The following is a 21,376-nucleotide window of genomic DNA, read 5'->3' as shown; positions in this document are numbered from 1 at the left end:
TCTTGAGAATCTTACTGAGAATAATTGTACTGTATTGATTCAGCTCCAAAACTGAAAATTTTCTAACTATTGCCAATCCCGTGGAGATTGATGAGTATCATAACCTCCAGTCCTCATTAACCGATCCAACTCACCCGCATCAGCAGAAATCTTTTGTGCTTCCTCAATCGTAATCCGGCCATCTAAAATCAGTTTATACAGGGATTGATTCATCACACACATGCCCTCCATCTCGCCCGTTTGCATTAATTGGAACGCTTCCTCTTCAGCGCCTTTCAATAAATAATCTTGCATCGCTGGAGTATTCACCAAGATTTCATGGGCGGCTGTTCTTCTTCCATCCGTGGTCGGAAGTAGTAATTGAGCTACAACCCCCACCAGACAATCTGCTACCTGAATGCGAACTGATGGCTGTTCTTCAGCATTATAAAGGTTTAAAAGACGATTGATAGCATTAATCGCATTGCGAGTATGGAGGGTTCCTAACACCAAATGCCCGGTTTGAGCGGCTTGCAAAGCCGTATTTACAGTTACGCGATCGCGCATTTCCCCAATTAAAATCACATCCGGGTCTTCCCGCAAAACCGATCGCAAGGCTTGGTGAAAATCATGGGTATGCAAACCCACTTCCCGTTGACTGAGTAAACACTTATGGGATGGATGCACATACTCAATGGGATCTTCAATGGTGACAATATGCTTATGTTCGCTCTTATTAAGAAAATCAATCATTGCTGCCAATGTAGTTGATTTTCCTGACCCCGTTGGCCCAGTGACTAAAATTAGACCTTGTTGACTACAAATGATATTTTGTAGCACTTCCGGTAAACCCAATTGCTCGATGGTGGGAATCTCCAGACTAATCAACCGTAACACCATCGCTCCCCCAGTTAGGGAATCAAAACAATTGACTCGACAGCGCACCAATCCTTCATAAAATATGGCGGTATCTAATTCCTTATCTTGGGCGAATTGTTGCCGTTGCTCTGGGGTAAGAATATCAGCCAAATACTGTTCAAAGAGTTCTGGCGTAACCGCATTTTGCTCTTTTAACTTTATCATTTTGCCCCGCACTCGAAATCGAGTCACCTGCCCAACCCGAATATGAACATCTGAGGCTTTATTGGCGTGGGCGTGTTTAACAATTTTTTTAATTAAATTTCCGGGTTGAAAGGGTTTTGAGATTTGGGCTGGGTGGCTAGGTGGAGGCAAGGGTTTTTTTGTTAAATTTTGACCTTTATCGGTATCAGAAACAGTCATTTTATGGTTCTCCTCTGTTCGGCTTTAACCATTATCCCTTTTAATATTCTGGCACACAAAGTCGCGAAGGGTTTTCTCTGCTTCCATCTCGTCCTTTTGGGCTTCGGCTAAGAAATTATAGAGATATGCTTTTTTTACCCAAGGAAATAGGGGGCTGCGATCGCACTCTTCATAAACTTCCCCTTGCAGTTGATAAATCCGCCACTCTTTCCCGTTATAGCGCCACAACTCCAACACTCCTAAGCTGGCATAGAACTGATTTTTATCAATATCCGTGTGGGTAATGTCTACTTCGACCACCAAATCGGGGGGAGGATCGACCTCAAAATTGACCGGACGACCAGCCACTTGAGACTGATGTTGAATATAGTAAGCACAATCAGGTTCAGAGCTACGGTCTAGGGATTCGCGGTTTATGGTCGTCGATCCCATAGTTTTAATTTTCATCCCCATTTCGTAGATCAAAATCAGAATAAAGCGTTCAATCAGTCGTAGGCAGAATTCATGGTATTCGGAGGGCAGTGTAATTTCTAAAACTCCACAATCATAGGTTAAACGTGCCCCTCGACGTTCAGGTAGCGCCTGAAGGATTTGTTGATAGCTTTGCCAGTTCAAACCCGGTAAGGTGACCCGATGTTCCCCGATGAGGTCTTGGGTATATACTTGCCCTACAGTCATGACCATGGCTTTTATCTCCTCATGTCGTTGGAAGGGAATAGGGAAAAATTAGGTTTTTCCTATTCCCTATTCTTCAATCAACAGGGCAATTTTGCCCATCATTGAGCCGTTCTCTAGGAGTTCATGGGCGGCTGCGGCATCTTTGAGGGCAAAAGTAGTTCCCAAATGGATTTTCAGGTCTCCCCGATCAATTAAACGAGCGCACTGCTGGAGAATTTTGGCTTGATCTTGTTGAGCAGACACCAGACCTTGCACCATGGGCGTGAGCATTAATTCTAAACTAATGCTCAGATTCCGGTCTCTGGCAATTTTCCAGTTAGTATCAGCGGCGGGAGACAGAATAGTGACGAGATCGCCATAGACGCGAACTGCGGGAAAACTTTGGGCAAAGGTTGCCCCACCCACGGTATCGAAGGCTACGTCAACTCCTTCTCCCGATGTCCAGTTGAGAGTTTCTTGAACAAAGTCGGTTTCTTTATAAAAGATCGCTCGGTCTGCACCTAGGCTTTGCACAAAGTCAGCTTTTTCTACGGAGCCGATAGTGGTGCAAACCGATGCACCTTGCAATTTAGCGAGCTGCACGGCCACATGACCGACTCCACCCGCACCAGCATGGATGAGGGTGGTTTGGCCCGGTTGCAGGTGAGTGCGATCATAGAGAGCTTCCCAGGCAGTAATTAGCACTAAGGGCGCGGCGGCGGCTTCTGCAAAGCTGAGGGAGGTGGGTTTGTGGGCTACAAACCGTTCATCCACAGTGGCAAATTGGGCGTAGTTTCCCGGATGGCTGCCGAGTCCAGCATTGCAAAAATAGACTGCATCACCGACCTTAAAGTTTTGCACCCCTGACCCGATCGCCTCTACGACTCCTGCCCCATCGCAACCGAGAATGGCAGGCATTCGATCGGGGTAAAAGGTTCCTCGTTTTCGCAGTTTGGTGTCAATGGGGTTAACTCCAGCCGCTTTCAGGCGCACCAGCAGTTGGCGCTCCCTTTCGAGTTTAGGTTCCGGGACATCCTGGAGTTGTAGTACATCTGGCCTCCCAGGAGCGCTCATTACAATCGCTTTCATAAGTTACGTTGATCAACCTCCAAATGGTTAATGATGGGAGACTAAAACTCCAGGTTCTTTCTGAATCGGTAAAACATGTACACTATCGAGTTGGGCGCAATACTCAATATCTTCTATACCATTTAAACCCAGTAGTCGCTTACCATGACTGGCCTGTTGGAGCAATTCGACTAATTCTTCTTGCCATTGGCGATAGAGGGCAATGGCAGCAATGACTTCATCGTTCACTTCCGAAACCGCAGAAGACAGGGGAAATTCCGTTAACAGACTATGGGCGATCGCCCCCGCACAAACGGTATCCTCTAAGGAGAATTGCCCTTCCCATCCCGATCCAACAATCCAGATACTCTCTGGTTCGTGGCTGGTAATATAATTGACGACTGATTGACGATTAATTAAGGCTCCAGTAATGACGCTTTTTGCTGCTTCTACCCGCTGTAGAGCGCGAGTTCCATTGGTTGTACTCATAAAAATACGCTTGCCTTTGACCACCTCTGGCGTACAACTTAAGGGAGAATTGCCAAGATCGCATCCTTCAACTTTTGCTCCTCCTCTCTCTCCAAAGCGTAGACGTTGATCTTCTGGCCATTCCGTACTGACATCCATCAGTTTCTGTATATCACTAAACACTTGTACCGCTTCTGCGCCAGAGTCAAGGGCTGTGGCAATAGTCGTCGTAGCCCTAAGAACATCTACAGCGATCGCACATTCGGGTAAATGGTCAGTCGGGGTTAATTCGGGCGTATGGTAAACAAAAAGTTTCACAACCTCACCTGGAGTTTTGAGTAACAGTCAACATCCCATTTTAGGATTGTTTGAACCTTTCCGCATTTAAGCGACAGTTTACCGCATATTCTGTAAGCTGAATGGTGATTCGTGAAAAGCAATTGTAAACTGAGATGAAACCCTTATAGTGCTGGGCGCTAGAAATAGGGCGATATAAAGATGGTGGTCTGTAGGAGTCTGTATGTTCAGTTGGTTCGTTCTACTCTTGTTTGCGTTAGATGGTCTATTATGGGCAGAGTGGATGAATACTCTGGATCGGTTGAGCTGGCTGAGTTTAGGTTGGGGCTTACTGGCGATCGCCGCTGTGGAGTGTGTACGTGATGGTTATCATGCTTTAGCCCATGTTTGGAAGCCCCTCTATCGCTTGCATGTTTGGCATCATCGGGTGTTTCGCCCCGATTTGACTCCCGTTAGCACAGAGATTTATCAAAAAGCCCATTGGTACAATGATGTGCCGGAAAGTCTGGTGATGGTACTCTCTGCCAGTTTAGGGTTGGCTATAGCTGTGTATTTCAACGATCAACTGTGGGGCATCGGGGCGGCCATTCTTTATTCTGCTACGTTTTTATTAACGGCCATCGGTCGAGGATCGGGAGTTCCGGGAATGGAGGAGTGGACAGACTCAACTCACCGTCCAGGGGCATTTGATGCTATTCCTAGCCAGGGAATGGTCAATCGTAGTTATCATTGGCGACATCATTTTGATAATCAGAATGCTTATTTTTGTGGCACGTTTACATTGGTGGATCGGATTATGGGAACGGCTTTATCTTTAAAGGGCAAAACGGTAGCGGTAACGGGTGCTTCTGGATCGTTAGGGCGATCGCTGCTTTATCATCTACACTTACAGGGTGCAAAACCCATCGCTCTCACTTCTGGAGAGGGTGATATTGAGATTACCATTGACTCTGAAGCTGTAGCTATTCCGACCATTTCTTGGCAAGTGGGGAAAGAGGCGGAACTAGAGGCTCACCTGCAAAAGATTGATATTCTGATTCTCAACCATGGCATTAATGTGCATGGCGATCGCACTCCAGAGGCGATCGAACAGTCCTATCAGGTGAATGCTTTTTCCACATGGCGGTTGATGGAGCAATTCCTAAAAACCATTCACACTAACCGAGATATGGCTTGTAAAGAAGTTTGGGTCAATACGTCTGAAGCCGAAGTTTCACCCGCTTTCAGTCCCTTGTATGAACTCTCTAAACGCACCATCGGCGATCTGGTTACCCTGCGTCGTTTGGATGCCCCTTGTATTGTTCGTAAACTGATTTTAGGGCCGTTTAAGAGTAATCTGAATCCCATTGGAGTGTTATCTGCTGATTGGGTCGCCGAGCAAATTATTCATCAAGCGAAAGCCGATAGTCGCAATATTATTGTGACAATTAACCCGATCACGTTTTTAGCGTTTCCGATTAAAGAATGGTGCAATTCCTTATATTTTCAATTCTTTAGTCAAAAAGCTACCTCTCTCGATCCAGAGACTGAAACCGAACAACAAGGGGTCTAGAAGTGGTTTGATTCTCCTCTGAAAAATGGGGAGACATCCAGAGTCCCCATTGCTTATTACCTATTGCCGATTCTCTATTCTCCATTGCCTGTTGCCTGTTACCTATTCCCAATTGCCCATTGCCTATTGCCTATTCCCTCAACTATGATACCCAGATCTTCTTTATCTAATCAGCTTTCCCTGCGTGCCGTTTTGATTGTGCCTTTTATTGTGCAAATTTCCGCCGCTGTGGGAATTACTGGGTATCTATCTTGGCGTAATGGACAACAAGCAGTGAATCAGCTCGCCGGTCAGTTACGGGATGAAGTGACCAAACGAACGCAACAACATCTCACCGATTATCTACAAGAACCGCCTCAGATTAATCAGGTCAATCGTCAGGCAGTAGAAGCGGGCAAACTGGATGAGGATAATGTTCAGCAACTACAAAACCATTTTTGGCAACAAATTCAGCTTTTCCCGAGGTTGCGAGAACTCTATATTGGCAAACCCAATGGCGGTTATTTTGCCATTAGTCGAGAGGCGGATCAAAGCTTAATTGTTAAGGAAGTACTGGGAGAAGACGATCAGATCGGGCGCTTCTATGCACTCTCAGAAAACGGCGATCGCCAGAATCTCATTCGCGAAACGGCTCCCTACGATCCTCGCCAAAGACCCTGGTATCAAGCCGCACTCGAATCCAGAACCGGGACGTGGAGTGATATTTATTTGTTTCGTTATGGCGCTCTCGGCATTACCGCCTCTGAGTTATTTTTGAATGCTGATGGCAGTATGGGTGGCGTGATGGCGGTGGATTTGGTTCTCAGTGGCATGAGTGAGTTTTTATCCACTATTGAAGTCAGTCCCTCTGGCAAAATTTTTATTATCGAGCGATCCGGTCTTTTAGTCGCGAGTTCAAGCACTGTTCCGCCTTTTCTCTTAGGTGCAGGGGGCAAAAATCCACAACGATTAATGGCTCGTGAAAGTTCCGATCGCTTAATTCGAGAAACGGCTGAGTTTTTGATGCAGGAGAGACAGTTAGAGAGCATCGAAGAGGTAAAACAATTGAATTTTGGCCAGTCTAGCGATCGCTCCTTTGTGCAAGTTTCGCCCTATCAAGATAATTTGGGCTTAGATTGGTTGATTGTGGTGGTGGTTCCAGAGTCTGATTTTATGGGTCAAATTTATGCCAATACCTGGCGCACGATTCAACTGTGTTCCCTGGCTCTGCTCATTGCGACTGGGTTTGGATGGATGAGTGCCCATTGGATTAGCGAACCCATTATGCAGCTTATCGACGGCTCTCAGAAGTTAGCGAAAGCGGCATTAAGTCGTTGTAATAATGATACCTTAGCCCAGAATGTGCAAGTCAGAGGGGTGCAAGAGGTAAAAATCTTAGCCCACTCTTTTAATCAAATGGCTTCCCAACTTCAAGAGTCTTTTGCTGCCCTGGAAAGAAGTAATCAAGAATTAGAGTTACGGGTAGAAAAGAGAACCGCAGATTTGCGTCGAGAGCGAGAGAAATCAGAAGAATTATTACTGAACATTTTACCAGAGGCGATCGCAGAGAAACTAAAGCAAGAAACTCAGGCGATCGCCGAATACTTTGAATCGGTCACTATCCTATTTTCCGATATCGTCGGCTTTACCACCTTATCCGCTCGCCTAGCTCCCATTGATTTGGTTAATTGCCTGAATGAAATGTTTTCCAGTTTTGACCATTTAGCCGAAAAACATGGATTAGAAAAGATCAAAACCATTGGGGATGCCTATATGATGGTTGGCGGACTGCCTATCCCTCAACCCGATCATACCGCAGCTATGGCAGCCATGGCATTAGACATGCAGAAAGTGATGCAAGACTTTACCCTAGAAAATGGGGAAGCTCTACAAATTCGCATTGGTATCCACACCGGACCGGTGGTGGCTGGAGTCATTGGAGTCCGCAAGTTTAGTTATGATTTATGGGGCGATACCGTGAATACAGCCTCGCGCATGGAATCTTCAGGAACTGCCGGTAGAATTCATGTCAGCCATCAGGTTTATGAGGTGTTAAAAGACCGTTTTCAGTTTGAAGAACGGGGCATCATTTCGGTAAAGGGGAAAGGAGAAATGAAGACCTATTGGTTGGTTGAGAGTTATAGTGCTTTGTGCTTTGCGCTAGGGAATAGGGAATAGACTTTTGGTACATAGCTTTGAGGATTCAATACTCTCTCTCATAACGCCAGCAAAGCGCTGTAATATCAAATCCAAAAGAGAATTCTACATATCAATCGAGAACCCTAGCGAGCGGCCGCTCGCCCCTACAGCGTAGCAAACATTTAAGGATTTGATATAAGAACCTATTTATCAACCAAAAATATAGTTGCTTCAAAAGGAAAATGATACGATCCTTCTTCTATCCGTCTCCGAAAAAGGAGAGTCAACCCTCGATTCTTTCGTCAGCAATCGCTGGTTATAATGAGGCAAATTCCTCAGAATCTCGGAAAATGACAGAAGAGGAATCATAATTACTCTTTAACAACTATTAAATTATTAGGAAATTCTCGTAGTAAGCTAACGATGATAGTGGGCTTGTGGGCCGGCCCAAGCTTCAGCGACCGAACGACCAAAGGTCTGAGGCCGATCATCGGTTGCCAGTAGCGTTTTACCCTCTGGATTCACTGCCCACATCGGCCAATTTTCATCTCCGAGAATACCGGCTCTAAATAGCACATGATTGGCATTATTGGCTGACCAACCGAGCAATACAGCATGGCTATAATTCACTTGGGCTGGGGCTACTGTTTTCGTTTGATTGAGATGACGGTTCCAAATAACTGCATAATCCGATACCGTAGAAGAACTAAACACTCCTTCAAACTGCCGCGCCAAGAGGCGATCGCCCAATTCCGACCAAGACACGGGTACTAACATGGTAATCACCCCGGGCAATTGAACTTCTGGGTTCCCATCAAACGGATTATTGGCCAAAGGAGAACTAGCCGTCACCACCTCTAGATTACCGGTTTGCAAATTCTCCAAAAACATCACACTCGTGACTCGACTCGAATGCAGTTGCGATCGGATCTGAAACTGAATCCGACTATAGGCTGCATATTGACCATCTGGAGAGACCAAGGAAGGAGTGCGATAATAGCGAAGTCCTGAACCTTGGGTTGAAGAAACTTCTGCGTGGGTATTCATGACCCAACTCCAGGGGATGGGATAGGGACTATCGAGGGGATCGCTATATTCTGAACTTGGATTCATGGGGTTTGCAGCAGCTTCAGGGGTAGAATTACCAGAGGCCGAATCTGAAATGGTCCCAGCCATTGCAGATTTAGGCAGCAGCAGCAGTAAAAGTGCTAACAGCAGCACGGAGGGTTTAGGTAAGAGCGATTTTAGGCTCCATGGGAATTTAGGCATTGAACTTCAAGCTCGCGAATGGGGGATGTGTGAGAAGCAAAGCCCCAGTGAGGAGTATAAGTCCTTCCTGTCTCTACTAGAGTACAAGGAATTAGGCTTTAAAAGGAAGGGATCTTCAAGAGATTTAAAATTTCTTTGTGTTCTGGCCGCGATCGCCTTCCTTACGGTACGATTTTTGTGGTCTTTCGATCTGAGTCCCTAATAACACATTCAGTTGATTGTGGATAACCTATCTGTGACTGAAGCATCTGATTCTCCCAATCCTACTCCTACTCCCCAGAGAACGGTTGTTACGTTTCTCTTAGTGACGATATTTCGTCTGTTGTTGCTAGGGGTGAGCAGCTCTATTGCCTTTCTAGTGGGTATTATCATTGCTTTCTTTTACCCCGATCCCTATCCACAAATGCCCTTGATTGAACGGGTGTTTGAGCAACCGTTTAATCCCCTCAATGCTCAATGGTGGCAATTTCGTTCCTCAGCCACCTTACTTTCGGTTAGTCCAGAGCAGCGTCAGCAAGCTCTAGAAGATTTAAACCAACTGCAAGAAGACTTAACCACCTTGGAGGAGCGTCTCACCGAGTTGGAACTTCAACTCAATCAACCCTTAGCCCAAAAACCGATTCAGACTCGTCTGAGCTTACTAGAGCAGCAATTATCCGGTCAATCGGGTTACGCTTCCCGCAAGAGTTTCATGGTGACGCTACCGAGTGACTTGCTCTTTGAAGGCGATCGCACTACCCTAAATCCTAAACAATCAGACTTACTCAATAGCATTATCGCTGAATTACGCAATTTCCCCGACTCTACCATTCAAATTAACGCCTATACCGATAATTTAGGAGATGCCCAAGAGAACCTAGAACTCTCCTTACAACAAGCAGAATCCGTCTATGAATATCTCTATATTGGATTAGGAGATGGCTACCATTTTCTCCGAGTTGGTTATGGAGAAACTCAGTTTTTAGTCCCCAATGACTCTGACTCTACACGACAACGCAATCGTCGCGTGGAAATTATCATTGAATAGGGGGAATGAGGGATAGGGAGACACGAATATTACCCATTACCCAAACTAACGATAATTGGTAAACTGCAAAGCTACGGGTAAATCTTCCTGTTTCAACATTTGCATCACCTGTTGCAATTCATCCTTAGATTTTGATGAAACTCGCAAAGAATCCCCTTGAATCGATGCTTGCACCTTCTTAAATTGATCGCGAATGCGCTTATTGATCTTTTTCCCCAAATCCTGATCGATACCACGCTGAAGCTTAATTTCCTGACGGACTCGGTTGCCTCCAGCAGCCTCGATATCCCCAAATTGGAAAATTTTCAAGGATAGGTTACGCTTGGCGGCTTTAGTCCGCAAAATGGTAGAGACTGACTCTAATGTTAAATTACTATCCGTATTGATGGTAATTGTAGTTTTGTCCACCAATTCTACGATCGTCTTTGAGTCTTTTAAGTCATAACGCGATTTAATTTCCCTTTGCGTTTGGTCTAGAGCATTAACTAACTCTTGTTCATCAAAGTCACTAACTACATCAAAAGAATAGGAAGAAGCCATAGGAATAATCAAACACTAGCGGACACAATTAGCCTATCCCCCATTCCGGGGAAAGCCAAAATTTAGAGACTCACTTGAAGCAAGCTTAAGGCAAACAGAGTCAGACTACATAACGACCCAATGCCAAACATAAGCGATCGCCCCAAGGGAATATTGAGAATATAAAAGATACTATACAATCCACGAACGATCAAGAATACTCCAGCCGCATAAGCTGCCACCATGGAGTCTACCCCAGTCGCATAGGCCATACCCGCAGCAGCGGCAAAAATCATAAACGCTTCAATGGAATTCTGGTGGGCCCAATTGGCACGTTTGGCATAATCGGGCAATTGATCGCTCAGCGCTCTGGGAGTTTCTAAATACTGCATCCCCCCTTGAAACCGAGCATAGGCGACCCAAAAAAAGGGAAAATAGATTAAAAAAGCTGCTCCAGCGATCGCATAGAGTAACAGAGCAGAGACAGAAACGGACAAATCCATCACCTCACGAGCATCAATCAAAATAAAACAAGGTTACCACTTTACGTTGCTCTTCCGCATCACGGCAAGTTTGCAGTAAGGTCGTACTATCATGGAAGGCAAAACAAATCAGTTGCTGACATCGGGTAATAATTTCTGCATTACACAGGGAACTGGCTTCAGCCAGAGATAATTCATTGTTTTCTGGTTTTTCTACCAAGTGAATGACTTGTTCCAGGAGTTGCCGAGATTCTCTGGGTTGACGGTCTAAGCTTTGAGGTAGAATCACCGTCAGCAAGTTGGGATCGGCTCGCATTGCTCCTCGGACTGAAGCAAAATTGGTCCCTGTTGCTCCGGAGGTAATGATATGGTTTCCCGATAGAACCAAGGAGTAACTCATCGTTTCAATCAGATGTTGATGAGTTATGGGAACATGGCGAGAACCGAGGATGGCCAGCCGCTTCGATCCGGTTTGCTGGATTGTTGCCAGTTCTTGCTCTAGGGTATCAAGTTTAGGAATTTCTAAGGATTGACTCAATGCCAATAACAACTAGGCGCTACAACGGAGTTATTCTAGCAGATAATTTGAATTTGAGGTGAATTTGGGGGCAATATGCACTTTAGCCATCGGACCTTATCTCCGTGTCTGGAGTGTCTCCATATCTCCCTGTCCCCCCATCCTCCCCATGCTCCCCCTCTTCCCCATCTCCTACCTAGGCGAGGCAACCTAAAAGTCGGTCTAGGTCAAAGTGGGCAGCGATTAACTCAGAAATACACTTGACTTTGACTGGCTCGTGAAGGGGAACTGTGCCGAAGGCATTATCAATGATTTCCACAGTGGTCAACGTGTCGAGGTCTACCGTAAGAATGGGAATTTCCAACTCGTCAGCTCGACTAATAATTAATTCTGAGGGAGAGAGATGACCCGTGAGGATTAAACATTGGGTTGAGGTTTCTAGGGCGGCCAATTGAATATCCGTGCGATCGCCCCCCGTGACCACTGCCATATTTTGTCCTTTACGGAAATATTTCAGGGCTGAATTGACATTCATCGCTCCAATGCGTAGACTTTCGACCATCAAATCTAGGCGATCGCTTCGACAGAGTACGGTTGCGTTTAGACGATCCACCAATTCTCGCACGCTAATACTTCGCAATAAATTACTCCGAGGCAGTTGGCCAAGAACGGGAATACCCTGAGATTCCAAATAGGGCACATAGTCTTGGGGAAACCGCTCGATAAAGTCTTCCGTAATATCGTTGACAATAATACCGAGGAGGCGATCGCCCAAACGCTCTTTCGCTGAAAGGGCCTGATCGATAATCTGTTGTGCCTCAAAGGAAATCACTAACAGAATTCCGGCTGAGAGTTGATCGGCCATCTGCGCTAAAGACAAACCAAATAATCTCCCCTCATCAAGAGTTCCCGGTCCTTCCAACAGCACCAACTGATCGGGTGCAGTCGGATAATGTTGTGCAAAACTGCCCTGAGGATTATCTGAATTAGTCTGAGTTAATCGCTCTTCAATGGTCTGGCAATCCATTGAGACTAACGTTGGATAGAGGCGATCGCTCGGTAACTCTAGAATCTGAGCAATAAAAGAGCCATCTTCATCCATCCCTTTACCCATCAGCTTTCTATGTCCAGTAGATAAGGGCTTACCATAGGCGATATCCCAACCTCGCTTTTTCAGTTGTGCCCCAATGCCTAATAAACTTGCTGACTTACCACTGTAAGATTCTAGGGAACCTATCAGCAGATATTGACTAATACCGGTCACGCACGCACTCCCAACTGTTTAATCATCATTAATCCTTAGTCATCTAATCGTAATAGTTTTCGGTAGAACGTTTGCGAAAAATCAACCGTTTTCGTTCTTCGCCAAGTCACATACAACTCAATCAAAAACTCAATAAATTCATGATTGGGCAGTTTCACCTCATACGTCAGCTCTGACTGACCATCAAACTGCATCCGACAGACCGTCTCATCTGCGGGGAGTTTCGAGACAATAAACCAAGTAGCTAGAAAAGGGATACTCTCTCCTCTTTCAATCCGGCGTTCCCCTTCCAACGAAGTTTTTTCATACAAACCTATGGCATAGGGTAAGGCAGCACGCTTACCACCTTGGTAGTAAGGCTGATAAACGCCGATAACTCCGCCTTGGGCAGGTTCAATGGCACTGAGATCAGTAGTCATAAAAGTTGTACTTACACGCCCGGTCTTAACAATAAGGGTTCTACAGTTTATCCTACCAAAGAATTTGGGTTTAAAGCTCCGTCCTGGAAGGACGGCTTTGATGCCAGGAAACGACTAGGTAAGCTTCATTTGAAAATCCAAAGACATCGTTAAGCACGAGAACTCATTCGTTCCCAACTTGCAAATTGGAAGTATGCCAAGATACAGTGGCGGCGATGAACATTTTGCACAAAGGCATGAAGAAATTGGGTGAAAATTGGACTCAATACGGTACTGTTGGGCAAGCAGAAACCGCTTCTAATTCAGAAGGAACGCCAGGGTTCCTGTCTCACCAATGCTTGTTGCAAGGAAACCCAATCAAGTAAGTGATCTCGTCAGAAACCTGGAATAAATGAGAATCTCCAGCCTTTAGCGAAGCGGAGGCTGGAGAGTATGTCAAAATAAAGCACATCCTCTCTGGTCTCAGAGGGGATCAATACAAATATTCAGTCAGGATAAGAGCCTCCATAACCTTATGTCGGAGAAGTCCAATTCTATCGGCGATCGCCAGAACAGCCCTGATAGCGATCCTCAAGTCGTTCAACCCACCTCCAGAGATTTCGTGCAGCAGGACATAAGCCCGTCCTGTTTTGATCGGATTGTCTATGAAGGCCGCAGGCGGAAAGCAGCGGTGTTATTAATTGTGATTTGGAGTGGGACGATCGCCCTACATTTGCTCTCTTGGGGTTTGTGGCTGATTTGGGGAATGGTTGCCCTTATGGGAATTCATGCCATTCGAGTTTTAACCGCTAAACCCAGCAAACCTTTAGAACCGTTGGCTCTGGACTCTCCTTCTGATGTGCCTTTAGTCTCTTTGTTAGTAGCGGCCAAAAATGAGGAACGGGTGATTGCGCCTTTGGTCAAGATGCTCTGTACTCAGGACTATCCCTTAGACCACTATGAAGTCTGGGTGATTGATGACAATAGCAGCGATCGCACCCCCCAAGTGTTGGAAAGTCTTTGCCAAGAGTATCCCCATCTGCGGGTGATGCGACGCTCGGCCGAAGCAACTGGGGGTAAATCTGGAGCGCTCAATCAAGTATTACCCTTAACTCGAGGTGAGGTACTAGCAGTTTTTGATGCAGATGCCCAAGTTGCGCCAGATTTATTACGACGAGTTTTACCCGGGTTCGATCGCCAGCAGGTTGGCGCAATCCAACTGCAAAAAGCGATCGCCAATGCTCCAGTGAATGTTTGGACTCACAGTCAAGCCTCGGAAATGGCCCTCGATTCCTATTTCCAGCAACAACGAATTGCCCTAGGAGGGATTGGAGAGTTACGAGGAAATGGTCAATTTGTCCGACGCACGGCACTCGAACAATGTGGGGGATGGAATGAAGAGACGATTACCGATGATTTGGATTTAACCCTACGCCTGCATTTGGAACAGTGGGATGTAGACTTTATCCTCGATCCTCCCGTCCAGGAAGAAGGGGTCACCAGCGCTTTAGCCCTATGGCATCAGCGCAATCGTTGGGCAGAGGGCGGATATCAACGATATATGGATTATTGGCGGTTGATTTTTAGTAAGCGGATGCCCTGGATAAAAATCTGGGATATGTTTATGTTTTGGATTATACAATACTTTATCCCCAATGCAGCAATTCCCGATTGTTTGATGGCGATCGCTAAAAATCGCCTGCCCGTTTATAGTCCCATGACAACTCTGATGGTCGGCATGTCTGTAATTGCTATGATTCAAGGGATTCGCCGGGTTAATCGAGTCAAGGGCGCGGTATCGAGTTTGCCCACGCTGCTCTGGCAAACCTTGAGAGGAACTATCTATATGCTCCATTGGCTCTTAATTGTGGCTAGTACATCTGCCCGGATTGCGGTACGTCCCAAAACCTTAAAATGGGTCAAAACCACTCATAAAGGTACTGTGGTTGTTGATAGTTAACCTTTAACCATTAATCATTAACCATTAACAATTATTAATGGTTAATGATTTAAACTATCCGGAATACTCACCCTTAGTATAGAAAGAGCCGATAAGATAAGTCTTCAATCTAAGATTAACGCAATCGTTTGGATCTTTGGGTCTTGGGAGGAATAATAATGAAAATAAGTATGCACTTGGCTATATTGGGGTTAGCGGTCGCCCTCTTACCCTTAACCCGTGTATTCATTCCTCAACAAAAATCCATGGCCCAAAGCTGGGGTTTGTCGTCATCTGCCACCGACACCTGTACCTTAAAGAACCGATTTATCTTTATTCAAAATACCCAAGATCGAGATATTCCTGAAATTAGCCGCCTCACAGGAATTCCCAAGCATCGGATGCAAGCGTGTCATTTATTTCAACAATCAGGAAGCCAACAAGAACCAGTCGAGGGTCTACAAGCCCTGACCGATGGGCAAAGTATGGCTTCTATTGTTCTTCCCTTAAGAGATCGAGGGTATCAAGTCTTTTCCCATTTTGCCATTGGTGCTGATGGTGTAATCCCCACCACAGGAGGCTTATCGACCGCTCGAGTACCAGAGCGTCGATTTCCACAACCCTCTCTAGAACCCCGGAATCCATGGGAAAATCGAACCGAAAATCCAACAGAAAATGGCGATCGGGCTTGGGTTTCTCCTCCCTCCTCCCTGGAAGAACCCCAAAATCAGGCTCCTAGCCAAACAACCTGGCTTTATCCCCTAGAAAATGCTCGAATTTCTTCCGGTTATGGATGGCGTACCACTGGTAGATGGGGCAGAGAACTCCATGTAGGTGTTGATTTTGTGGCTCCCATCGGTACTCCAGTCAGGGCTACCGCAGATGGTGAAGTAACGTTTGCCAAAGAATCGGCTGGAAACGGAGGGTTAACCATTACCCTATTACATGCCGATGGTACACGCACTCTTTACGCCCATCTATCAAAAATTTTAGTTCGTGAAGGAATGCAAGTGCGTCAGGGCGACACCATCGGTTTAGTGGGAAATACTGGACAATCGACCGGCCCCCATCTGCATTTTGAAGTCTATCCCCCTGGGGTGTATGGGCAGCCGATCGATCCTTGCAGTGCAGAGTATTTAAATTGTAGTAATGTAGCTTCTCATTCTCCGAATCAATTGCGTCAACGCTAATACAACGCTAATACAACGTCAGTTTTGGTTAAGGGCGTTTTGCGACTGATTTGACGAAGGAGTCGGGATTACAGTCAATGAGAGAATAAGGGTTTCAGCTCATCTAAAACTGGCGTTAACACAGTCTTTCACGCTAGGGAGTAGTGAATAGTCTTGTGGTACATAATCTCTCTTCTGTTACTCTAGCGAGAACAACAAACCTTATACAAACCTTAAGATTTTAAGCAAGATTAACATTTGTATAACTTCACGAATGACAAATTATTCCCTTATATTTTAGGCTTTCCCACCCACTCGGTTATCCATATCTCTACCTATAACTTCGATAAGATTAACTTTTTCTTAAATTAATGTTATTGATTAATTTACATGAAAGTTTCAAAATTCCAGTAGATTGCAAAAAGCGATAACCACTCACTCTATTGAGTCTCGGAGTTCTATGAAATTACTACGCAGTCCCATTTCATTGTTCAGTATTTTTTCACTTATAGCAGTCACAATCAGCCTAAGTGGATCAGTCGTGCAATCTCAAAGCCGGCCAACCATCAAAATTGATGGCTCCAGTACGGTATTCCCGATCACTGAAGCTGTGGCAGAAGACTTCCAAAAGTCAAATAATTCCAGTAATCCCAATAATGCTAGAGTTACTGTCGGTGTTTCTGGAACGGGTGGCGGTTTCAAAAAGTTTTGCTCCACGAACCCCTCAGTACAGACTCATATTTCTAATGCGTCTCGTCCAATTAAGCCATCGGAACAACAAGCCTGTAAACAAGCCGGAGTTGAGTATATCGAATTACCCGTTGCTTACGATGCCATTACTATAGTTGTGTCGAAACAGAACACCGCTGTCAGTGATATTAAAGTTGATGAACTGCAAAAAATGTGGCTGTCCCAATCCCAACGACAGGGAATCAAGAAGTGGAATCAAATTCGTTCGAGCTGGCCTAACAGCGAATTCAAGCTCTACGGCCCTGGGTTAGATTCCGGGACATATGACTATTTCAAAGAAGCGATTTTAGATGACAAGGACATTCGTTCGGACTTCTCGGGTAGTGAAGATGATAATGTTTTAGTCCGTGGGATTCAAAATAATCCCAATGCGATCGGCTATTTTGGTTTAGCCTACTATAAAGAAAACACCGACAAACTCAAGTCCCTGAAAATTAATGGAGTAGCTCCTACCACAACTACGGTTAATAACGGGAGTTATAGTCCACTCTCTCGACCCATTTACATCTATGTGAATAAGGCTGCTGCTGATAAACCTGAAGTCAAAGCTTTTGTAGAATATTATCTACAAACTGCCTCTAAGTTTTCTGCTGAAGTCGGCTATGTTGCCCTTCCAAATAATGATTACAGCAGCGCACAACGTCGTTTTACTAATCGTCAAACGGGTCGAGTTCCCTTAAGAGCTGGATTATAATTCTGTTCGATTCATGATGGGTAGGAGTGATTTTATCATTACTCCTACCGTTGTGTGTTTTTTCGCAACGGCCCATTAGCTATTACCCATTACCAGCGCGAAGCACTATCACATAATGAGCGATCGCCCCATTCCCCTATCTAACAGCATCCAATACTCTACCCGAAAAACTCGTCTCTTGCGAGAGAAAGCCATTGAGTTTATCTTATTTCTGGCAGCTTGCTCGACGGTTGCGACCACTATCTCAATTCTCTTTCTCCTGACCAAAGAATCCTTATCTTTTTTTGAAGAAGTTTCCCTAGTTGAATTCCTCACTGCACCAGAATGGACTCCTCTGTTTGGAGAACAGGCCCGTTATGGTATTTTATCGCTCCTATCAGGAACCTTAGTCACCGCAGGGATTGCCATGATGGTTGCTGTTCCATTAGGAACCGTTGCTGCGATTTACCTCAGTGAATTTGCCCACCCTCGTCTGAGAGAAATCGTTAAACCGTGCTTAGAGCTTTTAGCCGCCATTCCCACTGTGGTCTATGGATATTTTGCGCTCCTGTTTGTTACCCCACTACTGCAAAAAATCATCCCCACCCTTCCCATCTTTAATATGCTCAGTGCGGGCTTAGTCATGGGAATCATGATTACCCCCTTTATTAGCTCCATTAGTGAAGATGCCATGCGTGCCGTTCCCATCGGTTTACGAGAAGGGTCTTATGCCATGGGAACCACCCGCCTGCAAACTGCTCTGAGAGTCGTCTTTCCGGCAGCAATTTCTGGCATTAGCTCCTCCTATATCCTTGGAGTATCGCGGGCAGTCGGCGAAACCATGATTGTGGCGATCGCCGCCGGAATTCAACCCACCTTAACTCTAAATCCCTTAGAAGAAGGTGCAACCATCACCGCCTATATTGCTAGTGTCAGCATGGGAGATCTACCCCACGGAACCCTAGAATATCAAACCATCTTTGCTGCTGGATTAACCCTTGTTCTCATGACTTTAACCTTGAATATTATTGGACACTTTTTGTCCAAATATTATCGAGAAATCTATTAAGCTTAGTAACTTAGTACAATCGTATGGCTCAGGACACTCTACAAAGCGAAAATTTACAAAGTATTAGGGCTAATATTCAGCAGCGTCAACTGATTAATAGCCTCTTCGGTGTTCTCGGATTACTGGTAATTTTTATTGCCGTAATCGTTCTCTTATCCTTGACCATTGCCATGGCCATGGATGGCGCTGCCCGCATCACCCCAGACTTCTTTATCTCATTTCCCAGTCGGAAACCCGAACAAGCTGGGATTTTATCCGCTTGGGTCGGAACGAGCTTAGTGATGTTGGTAACTGCCTGTGCGGCTGTTCCTCTAGGAGTCGCTTCCGGAATTTATCTAGAAGAATATGCCGCCAAAAACTGGATTTCCGACATTATTGAAATTAATGTTACCAACCTAGCTGGAGTTCCTTCTATTATCTATGGATTATTAGCGCTAGGATTATTTGTTTATCAACTGCAATTGGGACAAACGGTTCTCACGGGTGGATTAACCCTTTCTTTGTTAATTTTACCAGTAGTTATTGTCACCACTCGCGAATCCATCCGCGCTATCCCCAATAGTTTAAGAGAAGCAGCCTATGGACTCGGGGCAAGCAAATGGCAAGTTATTTGGGATCACATTTTACCCTATTCCTTTGGTAGTATTCTCACCGGAATTATTATCGGGCTATCGCGAGCGATTGGACAAACTGCTCCATTGATTACCATTGGTGCTTTAACGTTTATTGCGTTTTTACCCGATTCTCCTGTTAAAAGTGAATTCCCATTTATTTCATTGGCTTGGTTACAAGCACCGTTTACCGTGATGCCTATTCAAATGTTTAACTGGGTATCGCGTCCTAATCCTGAATTTCAAGTGAATGCAGCCGCCGCAGGAACCGTTCTAACATTTATGACTTTAGCCATGAATAGTCTGGCAATTTATTTGCGGTATCGTTTTCGTAGAGGAATCAAATGGTAGATTACACACCAGAAAAGTTTCGTAAATCCAACTCCTCTGCTTCTGGAGAGCCAGAAGCGAATCAAGTGAGCTTCAAAGCAGAAGTAGAAAACCTCAATTTTTATTATGGCTCTGTCCATGCTCTTAAAGGGATTAGTTTACACATTCCTGAAAAGAAAGTCACTGCAATTATCGGCCCCTCTGGATGTGGGAAAACAACCTTGTTACGTTGTTTCAATCGAATGCACGATTTGTATCCAGGCAATCGTTATGAGGGAGTGATTAAGCTAGATAGCGTGAATATTTTAGGACGCAATATCGATCCCATTGAAGTCAGAATGCGGGTGGGTATGGTATTTCAAAAACCGAATCCATTCCCGAAATCTGTTTATGAGAATGTGGCGTATGGGCTGCGAGTACGCGGTATTCGCAAGCGGAGTACTTTGGATGAAAAGGTTGAAGAGGCTCTGCAAGGGGCAGCTCTTTTAGATGAAGTGAAAGATCGTCTTCATGATTCTGCTTATAATCTTTCAGGAGGACAACAACAACGATTGTGTATTGCTCGTGCATTGGTCACTAATCCGGAGATTATTTTGTTTGATGAACCGACTTCGGCGTTAGATCCGATCGCCACAGATAGTGTAGAAGCGCTGATGAGCCAATTGAAAACTCAAGTAACGATTTTGATTGTGACTCACAGTATGCAGCAAGCGGCACGGTTTTCAGATTATACGGCGTTCATGTATTTGGGAGAAATGATGGAGTTTGGCAAAACTGAGGAAATTTTTTCTCAACCCAAGAATAAGCAGACAGCAGACTATATTAGTGGTCGAATTGGCTGATTAGCTAATTTTACGGCAAATGTAAGGCGATCGCTCTCCCTTAGGCTTGTGAAAAGAGCCAATCATAGATTTTATCGAGTTGCTCTAAGGTAATCAATCCATATTGCCATAGGGTCATTGGCAATAAGCTGGGGCTACTATCATGATGGCGCAACGCCAAGCGAATTGAGGTTGCTGGCAGTTCTAGGTCGCGTTGCAAGAATTGGATAAGGGGTTGGAGGGTGGTAGTGGGAGTAAACATGATCGTATAGGGCAAAAGACTTTATTTATCTATGGTTCTATCTTCGCTAATCTCCTCCGATCTGCCAGTGACAGAGTGAGGAAAATCCATGTGAGTTTTCAGGTCATTTCCTGTGATCTGATACCATTTCTCAGGATGCTCTAAGGAATAGTGTTAATGATACGAGATCTTGCAAGAGATGATAGAGAACGAGTCGTCTACCTTGCCAGGGAATTGGGGATGTTTGATGCTGAGGGTTTGGATCTGATTGATCAGACCCTATCTACACATTTCCAAGGGGAAAGCAACCAGTTATGGTTAGTTTCAGAGGGTACAGAATTCGAGGGAGTTATTTATTGTATACCGGAGCCAATGACCCAAGGCACTTGGAATGTAAAAATGTTGTTAGTCAGTCCAGACTCCCATGGGCAAGGTCACGGTCAAGCTTTGATGAATGCAGTTATAGACGCACTCAAAGAGAAAGGGCAAAGGTTGCTTATTGTAGAAACATCGAGCCTCAGTGAATTTCAAAGAGCTAGAGACTTCTATCAAAAGTGTGGGTTTACAGAGGAAGGTAGAATTATGGATTTCTACAAGTCTGGAGATGATAAAGTTGTTTTTTCAAAGAGCCTGAGTTGCTGAGTATGAAAGAAGGAGCAACGTGAGTAAGCTACAAGTGCGAACCATAAACCCCTCACTTGCTCCATATTTCTTATATGGCAGAGAAAGCGTCGATTAGACAGAGTTCAATACTGAACCCTATTCTCTACTGCGTAGTGCTATAACCGTTCTAAAAGTGATTTTTCATGCTCGCTCACCCAAGTCTTGAGGGTAGATGGGGAATATTTAGGCATCAACCATTTGCCAAATTGGGCAT

At 45.1% G+C, this 21,376-nt stretch carries 23 protein-coding genes; 12 read left to right on the top strand and 11 right to left on the bottom strand.

The features are described from left to right. Positions 1 to 66: 66 nt before the first annotated feature. The 4 genes from J7529_RS20455 to J7529_RS20440 are packed head-to-tail and all read right to left on the bottom strand — an operon-like array spanning position 67 to position 3,771. Positions 67 to 1,260 (bottom strand): type IV pilus twitching motility protein PilT, encoded by a 1,194-nt coding sequence (locus tag J7529_RS20455; protein WP_271936387.1) that lies wholly within the window; start codon positions 1,258 to 1,260, stop codon positions 67 to 69. 24 nt (positions 1,261 to 1,284) lie between these two features. After that, positions 1,285 to 1,944, bottom strand: a complete 660-nt coding sequence (locus J7529_RS20450; protein WP_318730485.1) for a Uma2 family endonuclease — start codon at positions 1,942 to 1,944, stop codon at positions 1,285 to 1,287. Positions 1,945 to 2,004: 60 nt separating this feature from the next. After that, positions 2,005 to 3,006 (bottom strand): zinc-dependent alcohol dehydrogenase family protein, encoded by a 1,002-nt coding sequence (locus J7529_RS20445; protein WP_318730484.1) that lies wholly within the window; start codon positions 3,004 to 3,006, stop codon positions 2,005 to 2,007. Between the two features lie 27 nt (positions 3,007 to 3,033). Beyond that, positions 3,034 to 3,771 carry a 2-phosphosulfolactate phosphatase family protein gene (locus tag J7529_RS20440; protein WP_318699295.1) on the bottom strand — a complete coding sequence of 246 codons (738 nt, stop codon included), beginning with the start codon at positions 3,769 to 3,771 and terminating at the stop codon, positions 3,034 to 3,036. Positions 3,772 to 4,051: 280 nt separating this feature from the next. On the opposite strand from J7529_RS20440, the gene J7529_RS20435 reads away from it, so the two are divergent. Both J7529_RS20435 and J7529_RS20430 read left to right on the top strand, forming a co-directional pair. Next, a complete protein-coding gene (locus tag J7529_RS20435; RefSeq protein WP_413038946.1) occupies positions 4,052 to 5,302 on the top strand; it encodes a bifunctional sterol desaturase/short chain dehydrogenase in 1,251 nt (416 codons plus the stop codon). Between the two features lie 144 nt (positions 5,303 to 5,446). Then, positions 5,447 to 7,459: an adenylate/guanylate cyclase domain-containing protein gene (locus tag J7529_RS20430; RefSeq protein ID WP_318730482.1), complete on the top strand. Its 2,013-nt coding sequence runs from the start codon at positions 5,447 to 5,449 to the stop codon at positions 7,457 to 7,459. A gap of 378 nt (positions 7,460 to 7,837) precedes the next feature. Here J7529_RS20430 and J7529_RS20425 read toward each other — a convergent pair whose 3' ends face one another. Then, a complete protein-coding gene (locus J7529_RS20425) occupies positions 7,838 to 8,596 on the bottom strand; it encodes a hypothetical protein (protein ID WP_271936376.1) in 759 nt (252 codons plus the stop codon). On the opposite strand from J7529_RS20425, the gene J7529_RS20420 reads away from it, so the two are divergent. Together J7529_RS20420 and J7529_RS20415 are read left to right on the top strand one after the other, a co-directional pair. Continuing rightward, on the top strand, positions 8,583 to 8,891 hold the full coding sequence (locus tag J7529_RS20420; protein WP_271936374.1) for a hypothetical protein: 309 nt from the start codon (positions 8,583 to 8,585) through the stop codon (positions 8,889 to 8,891). The genes J7529_RS20425 and J7529_RS20420 overlap by 14 nt on opposite strands. 33 nt (positions 8,892 to 8,924) lie before the next feature. Beyond that, positions 8,925 to 9,716 (top strand): OmpA family protein, encoded by a 792-nt coding sequence (locus J7529_RS20415; RefSeq protein WP_271936372.1) that lies wholly within the window; start codon positions 8,925 to 8,927, stop codon positions 9,714 to 9,716. 45 nt (positions 9,717 to 9,761) lie between these two features. Here J7529_RS20415 and J7529_RS20410 read toward each other — a convergent pair whose 3' ends face one another. From J7529_RS20410 to ebsA, 5 genes are all read right to left on the bottom strand, one after another. Beyond that, entirely contained in the window at positions 9,762 to 10,256 is a 495-nt protein-coding gene (locus tag J7529_RS20410) for a YajQ family cyclic di-GMP-binding protein (protein WP_271936370.1), read from the bottom strand. A gap of 62 nt (positions 10,257 to 10,318) precedes the next feature. Next, a complete protein-coding gene (locus J7529_RS20405) occupies positions 10,319 to 10,732 on the bottom strand; it encodes an MAPEG family protein (protein WP_413038945.1) in 414 nt (137 codons plus the stop codon). Positions 10,733 to 10,751: 19 nt separating this feature from the next. Beyond that, positions 10,752 to 11,255, bottom strand: coding sequence for a DNA-processing protein DprA (locus J7529_RS20400; protein WP_271936367.1), 504 nt, complete (start codon positions 11,253 to 11,255; stop codon positions 10,752 to 10,754). Positions 11,256 to 11,430: 175 nt separating this feature from the next. Beyond that, a complete protein-coding gene (locus tag J7529_RS20395; RefSeq protein WP_271936365.1) occupies positions 11,431 to 12,498 on the bottom strand; it encodes a phosphotransacetylase family protein in 1,068 nt (355 codons plus the stop codon). A gap of 35 nt (positions 12,499 to 12,533) precedes the next feature. Next, positions 12,534 to 12,917: a type IV pilus biogenesis protein EbsA gene (gene ebsA, locus J7529_RS20390; protein WP_271936364.1), complete on the bottom strand. Its 384-nt coding sequence runs from the start codon at positions 12,915 to 12,917 to the stop codon at positions 12,534 to 12,536. Between the two features lie 185 nt (positions 12,918 to 13,102). Between ebsA and J7529_RS20385 the strand changes: the two genes are divergently transcribed. From J7529_RS20385 to pstB, 7 genes are all read left to right on the top strand, one after another. Then, positions 13,103 to 13,282 carry a hypothetical protein gene (locus tag J7529_RS20385; RefSeq protein ID WP_318730480.1) on the top strand — a complete coding sequence of 60 codons (180 nt, stop codon included), beginning with the start codon at positions 13,103 to 13,105 and terminating at the stop codon, positions 13,280 to 13,282. 149 nt (positions 13,283 to 13,431) lie between these two features. Further along, positions 13,432 to 14,856 carry a glycosyltransferase family 2 protein gene (locus J7529_RS20380; RefSeq protein WP_318730479.1) on the top strand — a complete coding sequence of 475 codons (1,425 nt, stop codon included), beginning with the start codon at positions 13,432 to 13,434 and terminating at the stop codon, positions 14,854 to 14,856. A 158-nt stretch (positions 14,857 to 15,014) separates the two neighbouring features. Next, positions 15,015 to 16,025 carry a M23 family metallopeptidase gene (locus J7529_RS20375; protein WP_318730478.1) on the top strand — a complete coding sequence of 337 codons (1,011 nt, stop codon included), beginning with the start codon at positions 15,015 to 15,017 and terminating at the stop codon, positions 16,023 to 16,025. 520 nt (positions 16,026 to 16,545) lie between these two features. Then, the gene (locus tag J7529_RS20370) at positions 16,546 to 17,448 is read left to right on the top strand and encodes a PstS family phosphate ABC transporter substrate-binding protein (RefSeq protein ID WP_271936357.1); all 903 of its coding nucleotides are present in this window, start codon (positions 16,546 to 16,548) and stop codon (positions 17,446 to 17,448) included. Between the two features lie 115 nt (positions 17,449 to 17,563). Further along, positions 17,564 to 18,496 (top strand): phosphate ABC transporter permease subunit PstC, encoded by a 933-nt coding sequence (gene pstC / locus J7529_RS20365; RefSeq protein ID WP_271936355.1) that lies wholly within the window; start codon positions 17,564 to 17,566, stop codon positions 18,494 to 18,496. A gap of 23 nt (positions 18,497 to 18,519) precedes the next feature. Then, entirely contained in the window at positions 18,520 to 19,458 is a 939-nt protein-coding gene (gene pstA / locus J7529_RS20360; protein ID WP_271936353.1) for a phosphate ABC transporter permease PstA, read from the top strand. After that, complete coding sequence (gene pstB, locus J7529_RS20355) at positions 19,452 to 20,279, top strand: phosphate ABC transporter ATP-binding protein PstB (RefSeq protein ID WP_318730477.1); 828 nt, start codon at positions 19,452 to 19,454, stop codon at positions 20,277 to 20,279. The genes pstA and pstB overlap by 7 nt, the downstream gene beginning before the upstream one ends. A gap of 40 nt (positions 20,280 to 20,319) precedes the next feature. Here pstB and J7529_RS20350 read toward each other — a convergent pair whose 3' ends face one another. Further along, positions 20,320 to 20,520 (bottom strand): DUF2949 domain-containing protein, encoded by a 201-nt coding sequence (locus tag J7529_RS20350; protein ID WP_271936349.1) that lies wholly within the window; start codon positions 20,518 to 20,520, stop codon positions 20,320 to 20,322. A gap of 156 nt (positions 20,521 to 20,676) precedes the next feature. Between J7529_RS20350 and J7529_RS20345 the strand changes: the two genes are divergently transcribed. Next, a complete protein-coding gene (locus J7529_RS20345; RefSeq protein ID WP_318730476.1) occupies positions 20,677 to 21,141 on the top strand; it encodes a GNAT family N-acetyltransferase in 465 nt (154 codons plus the stop codon). Positions 21,142 to 21,376: the final 235 nt, after the last annotated feature.

Origin of the sequence: Roseofilum sp. Guam (assembly GCF_017746735.1) — a bacterium.
Classification (GTDB): domain Bacteria; phylum Cyanobacteriota; class Cyanobacteriia; order Cyanobacteriales; family Desertifilaceae; genus Roseofilum; species Roseofilum reptotaenium.
Note: the sequence above shows the minus strand (reverse complement) of the source record. Positions and strands in the feature narration are given on the sequence as shown.

What these genes read in the sequence shown, in the direction of transcription:
- J7529_RS20455 (WP_271936387.1), bottom strand. Translation starts at nt 1,260, where the DNA reads ATGACTGTTTCTGATACCGATAAAGGTCAAAATTTAACAAAAAAACCC.
- J7529_RS20450 (WP_318730485.1), bottom strand. Translation starts at nt 1,944, where the DNA reads ATGGTCATGACTGTAGGGCAAGTATATACCCAAGACCTCATCGGGGAA.
- J7529_RS20445 (WP_318730484.1), bottom strand. Translation starts at nt 3,006, where the DNA reads ATGAAAGCGATTGTAATGAGCGCTCCTGGGAGGCCAGATGTACTACAA.
- J7529_RS20430 (WP_318730482.1), top strand. Translation starts at nt 5,447, where the DNA reads ATGATACCCAGATCTTCTTTATCTAATCAGCTTTCCCTGCGTGCCGTT.
- J7529_RS20420 (WP_271936374.1), top strand. Translation starts at nt 8,583, where the DNA reads ATGGTCCCAGCCATTGCAGATTTAGGCAGCAGCAGCAGTAAAAGTGCT.
- J7529_RS20425 (WP_271936376.1), bottom strand. Translation starts at nt 8,596, where the DNA reads ATGGCTGGGACCATTTCAGATTCGGCCTCTGGTAATTCTACCCCTGAA.
- J7529_RS20410 (WP_271936370.1), bottom strand. Translation starts at nt 10,256, where the DNA reads ATGGCTTCTTCCTATTCTTTTGATGTAGTTAGTGACTTTGATGAACAA.
- ebsA (WP_271936364.1), bottom strand. Translation starts at nt 12,917, where the DNA reads ATGACTACTGATCTCAGTGCCATTGAACCTGCCCAAGGCGGAGTTATC.
- J7529_RS20380 (WP_318730479.1), top strand. Translation starts at nt 13,432, where the DNA reads ATGTCGGAGAAGTCCAATTCTATCGGCGATCGCCAGAACAGCCCTGAT.
- J7529_RS20375 (WP_318730478.1), top strand. Translation starts at nt 15,015, where the DNA reads ATGAAAATAAGTATGCACTTGGCTATATTGGGGTTAGCGGTCGCCCTC.
- pstC (WP_271936355.1), top strand. Translation starts at nt 17,564, where the DNA reads ATGAGCGATCGCCCCATTCCCCTATCTAACAGCATCCAATACTCTACC.
- pstA (WP_271936353.1), top strand. Translation starts at nt 18,520, where the DNA reads ATGGCTCAGGACACTCTACAAAGCGAAAATTTACAAAGTATTAGGGCT.
- pstB (WP_318730477.1), top strand. Translation starts at nt 19,452, where the DNA reads ATGGTAGATTACACACCAGAAAAGTTTCGTAAATCCAACTCCTCTGCT.
- J7529_RS20350 (WP_271936349.1), bottom strand. Translation starts at nt 20,520, where the DNA reads ATGTTTACTCCCACTACCACCCTCCAACCCCTTATCCAATTCTTGCAA.
- J7529_RS20345 (WP_318730476.1), top strand. Translation starts at nt 20,677, where the DNA reads ATGATACGAGATCTTGCAAGAGATGATAGAGAACGAGTCGTCTACCTT.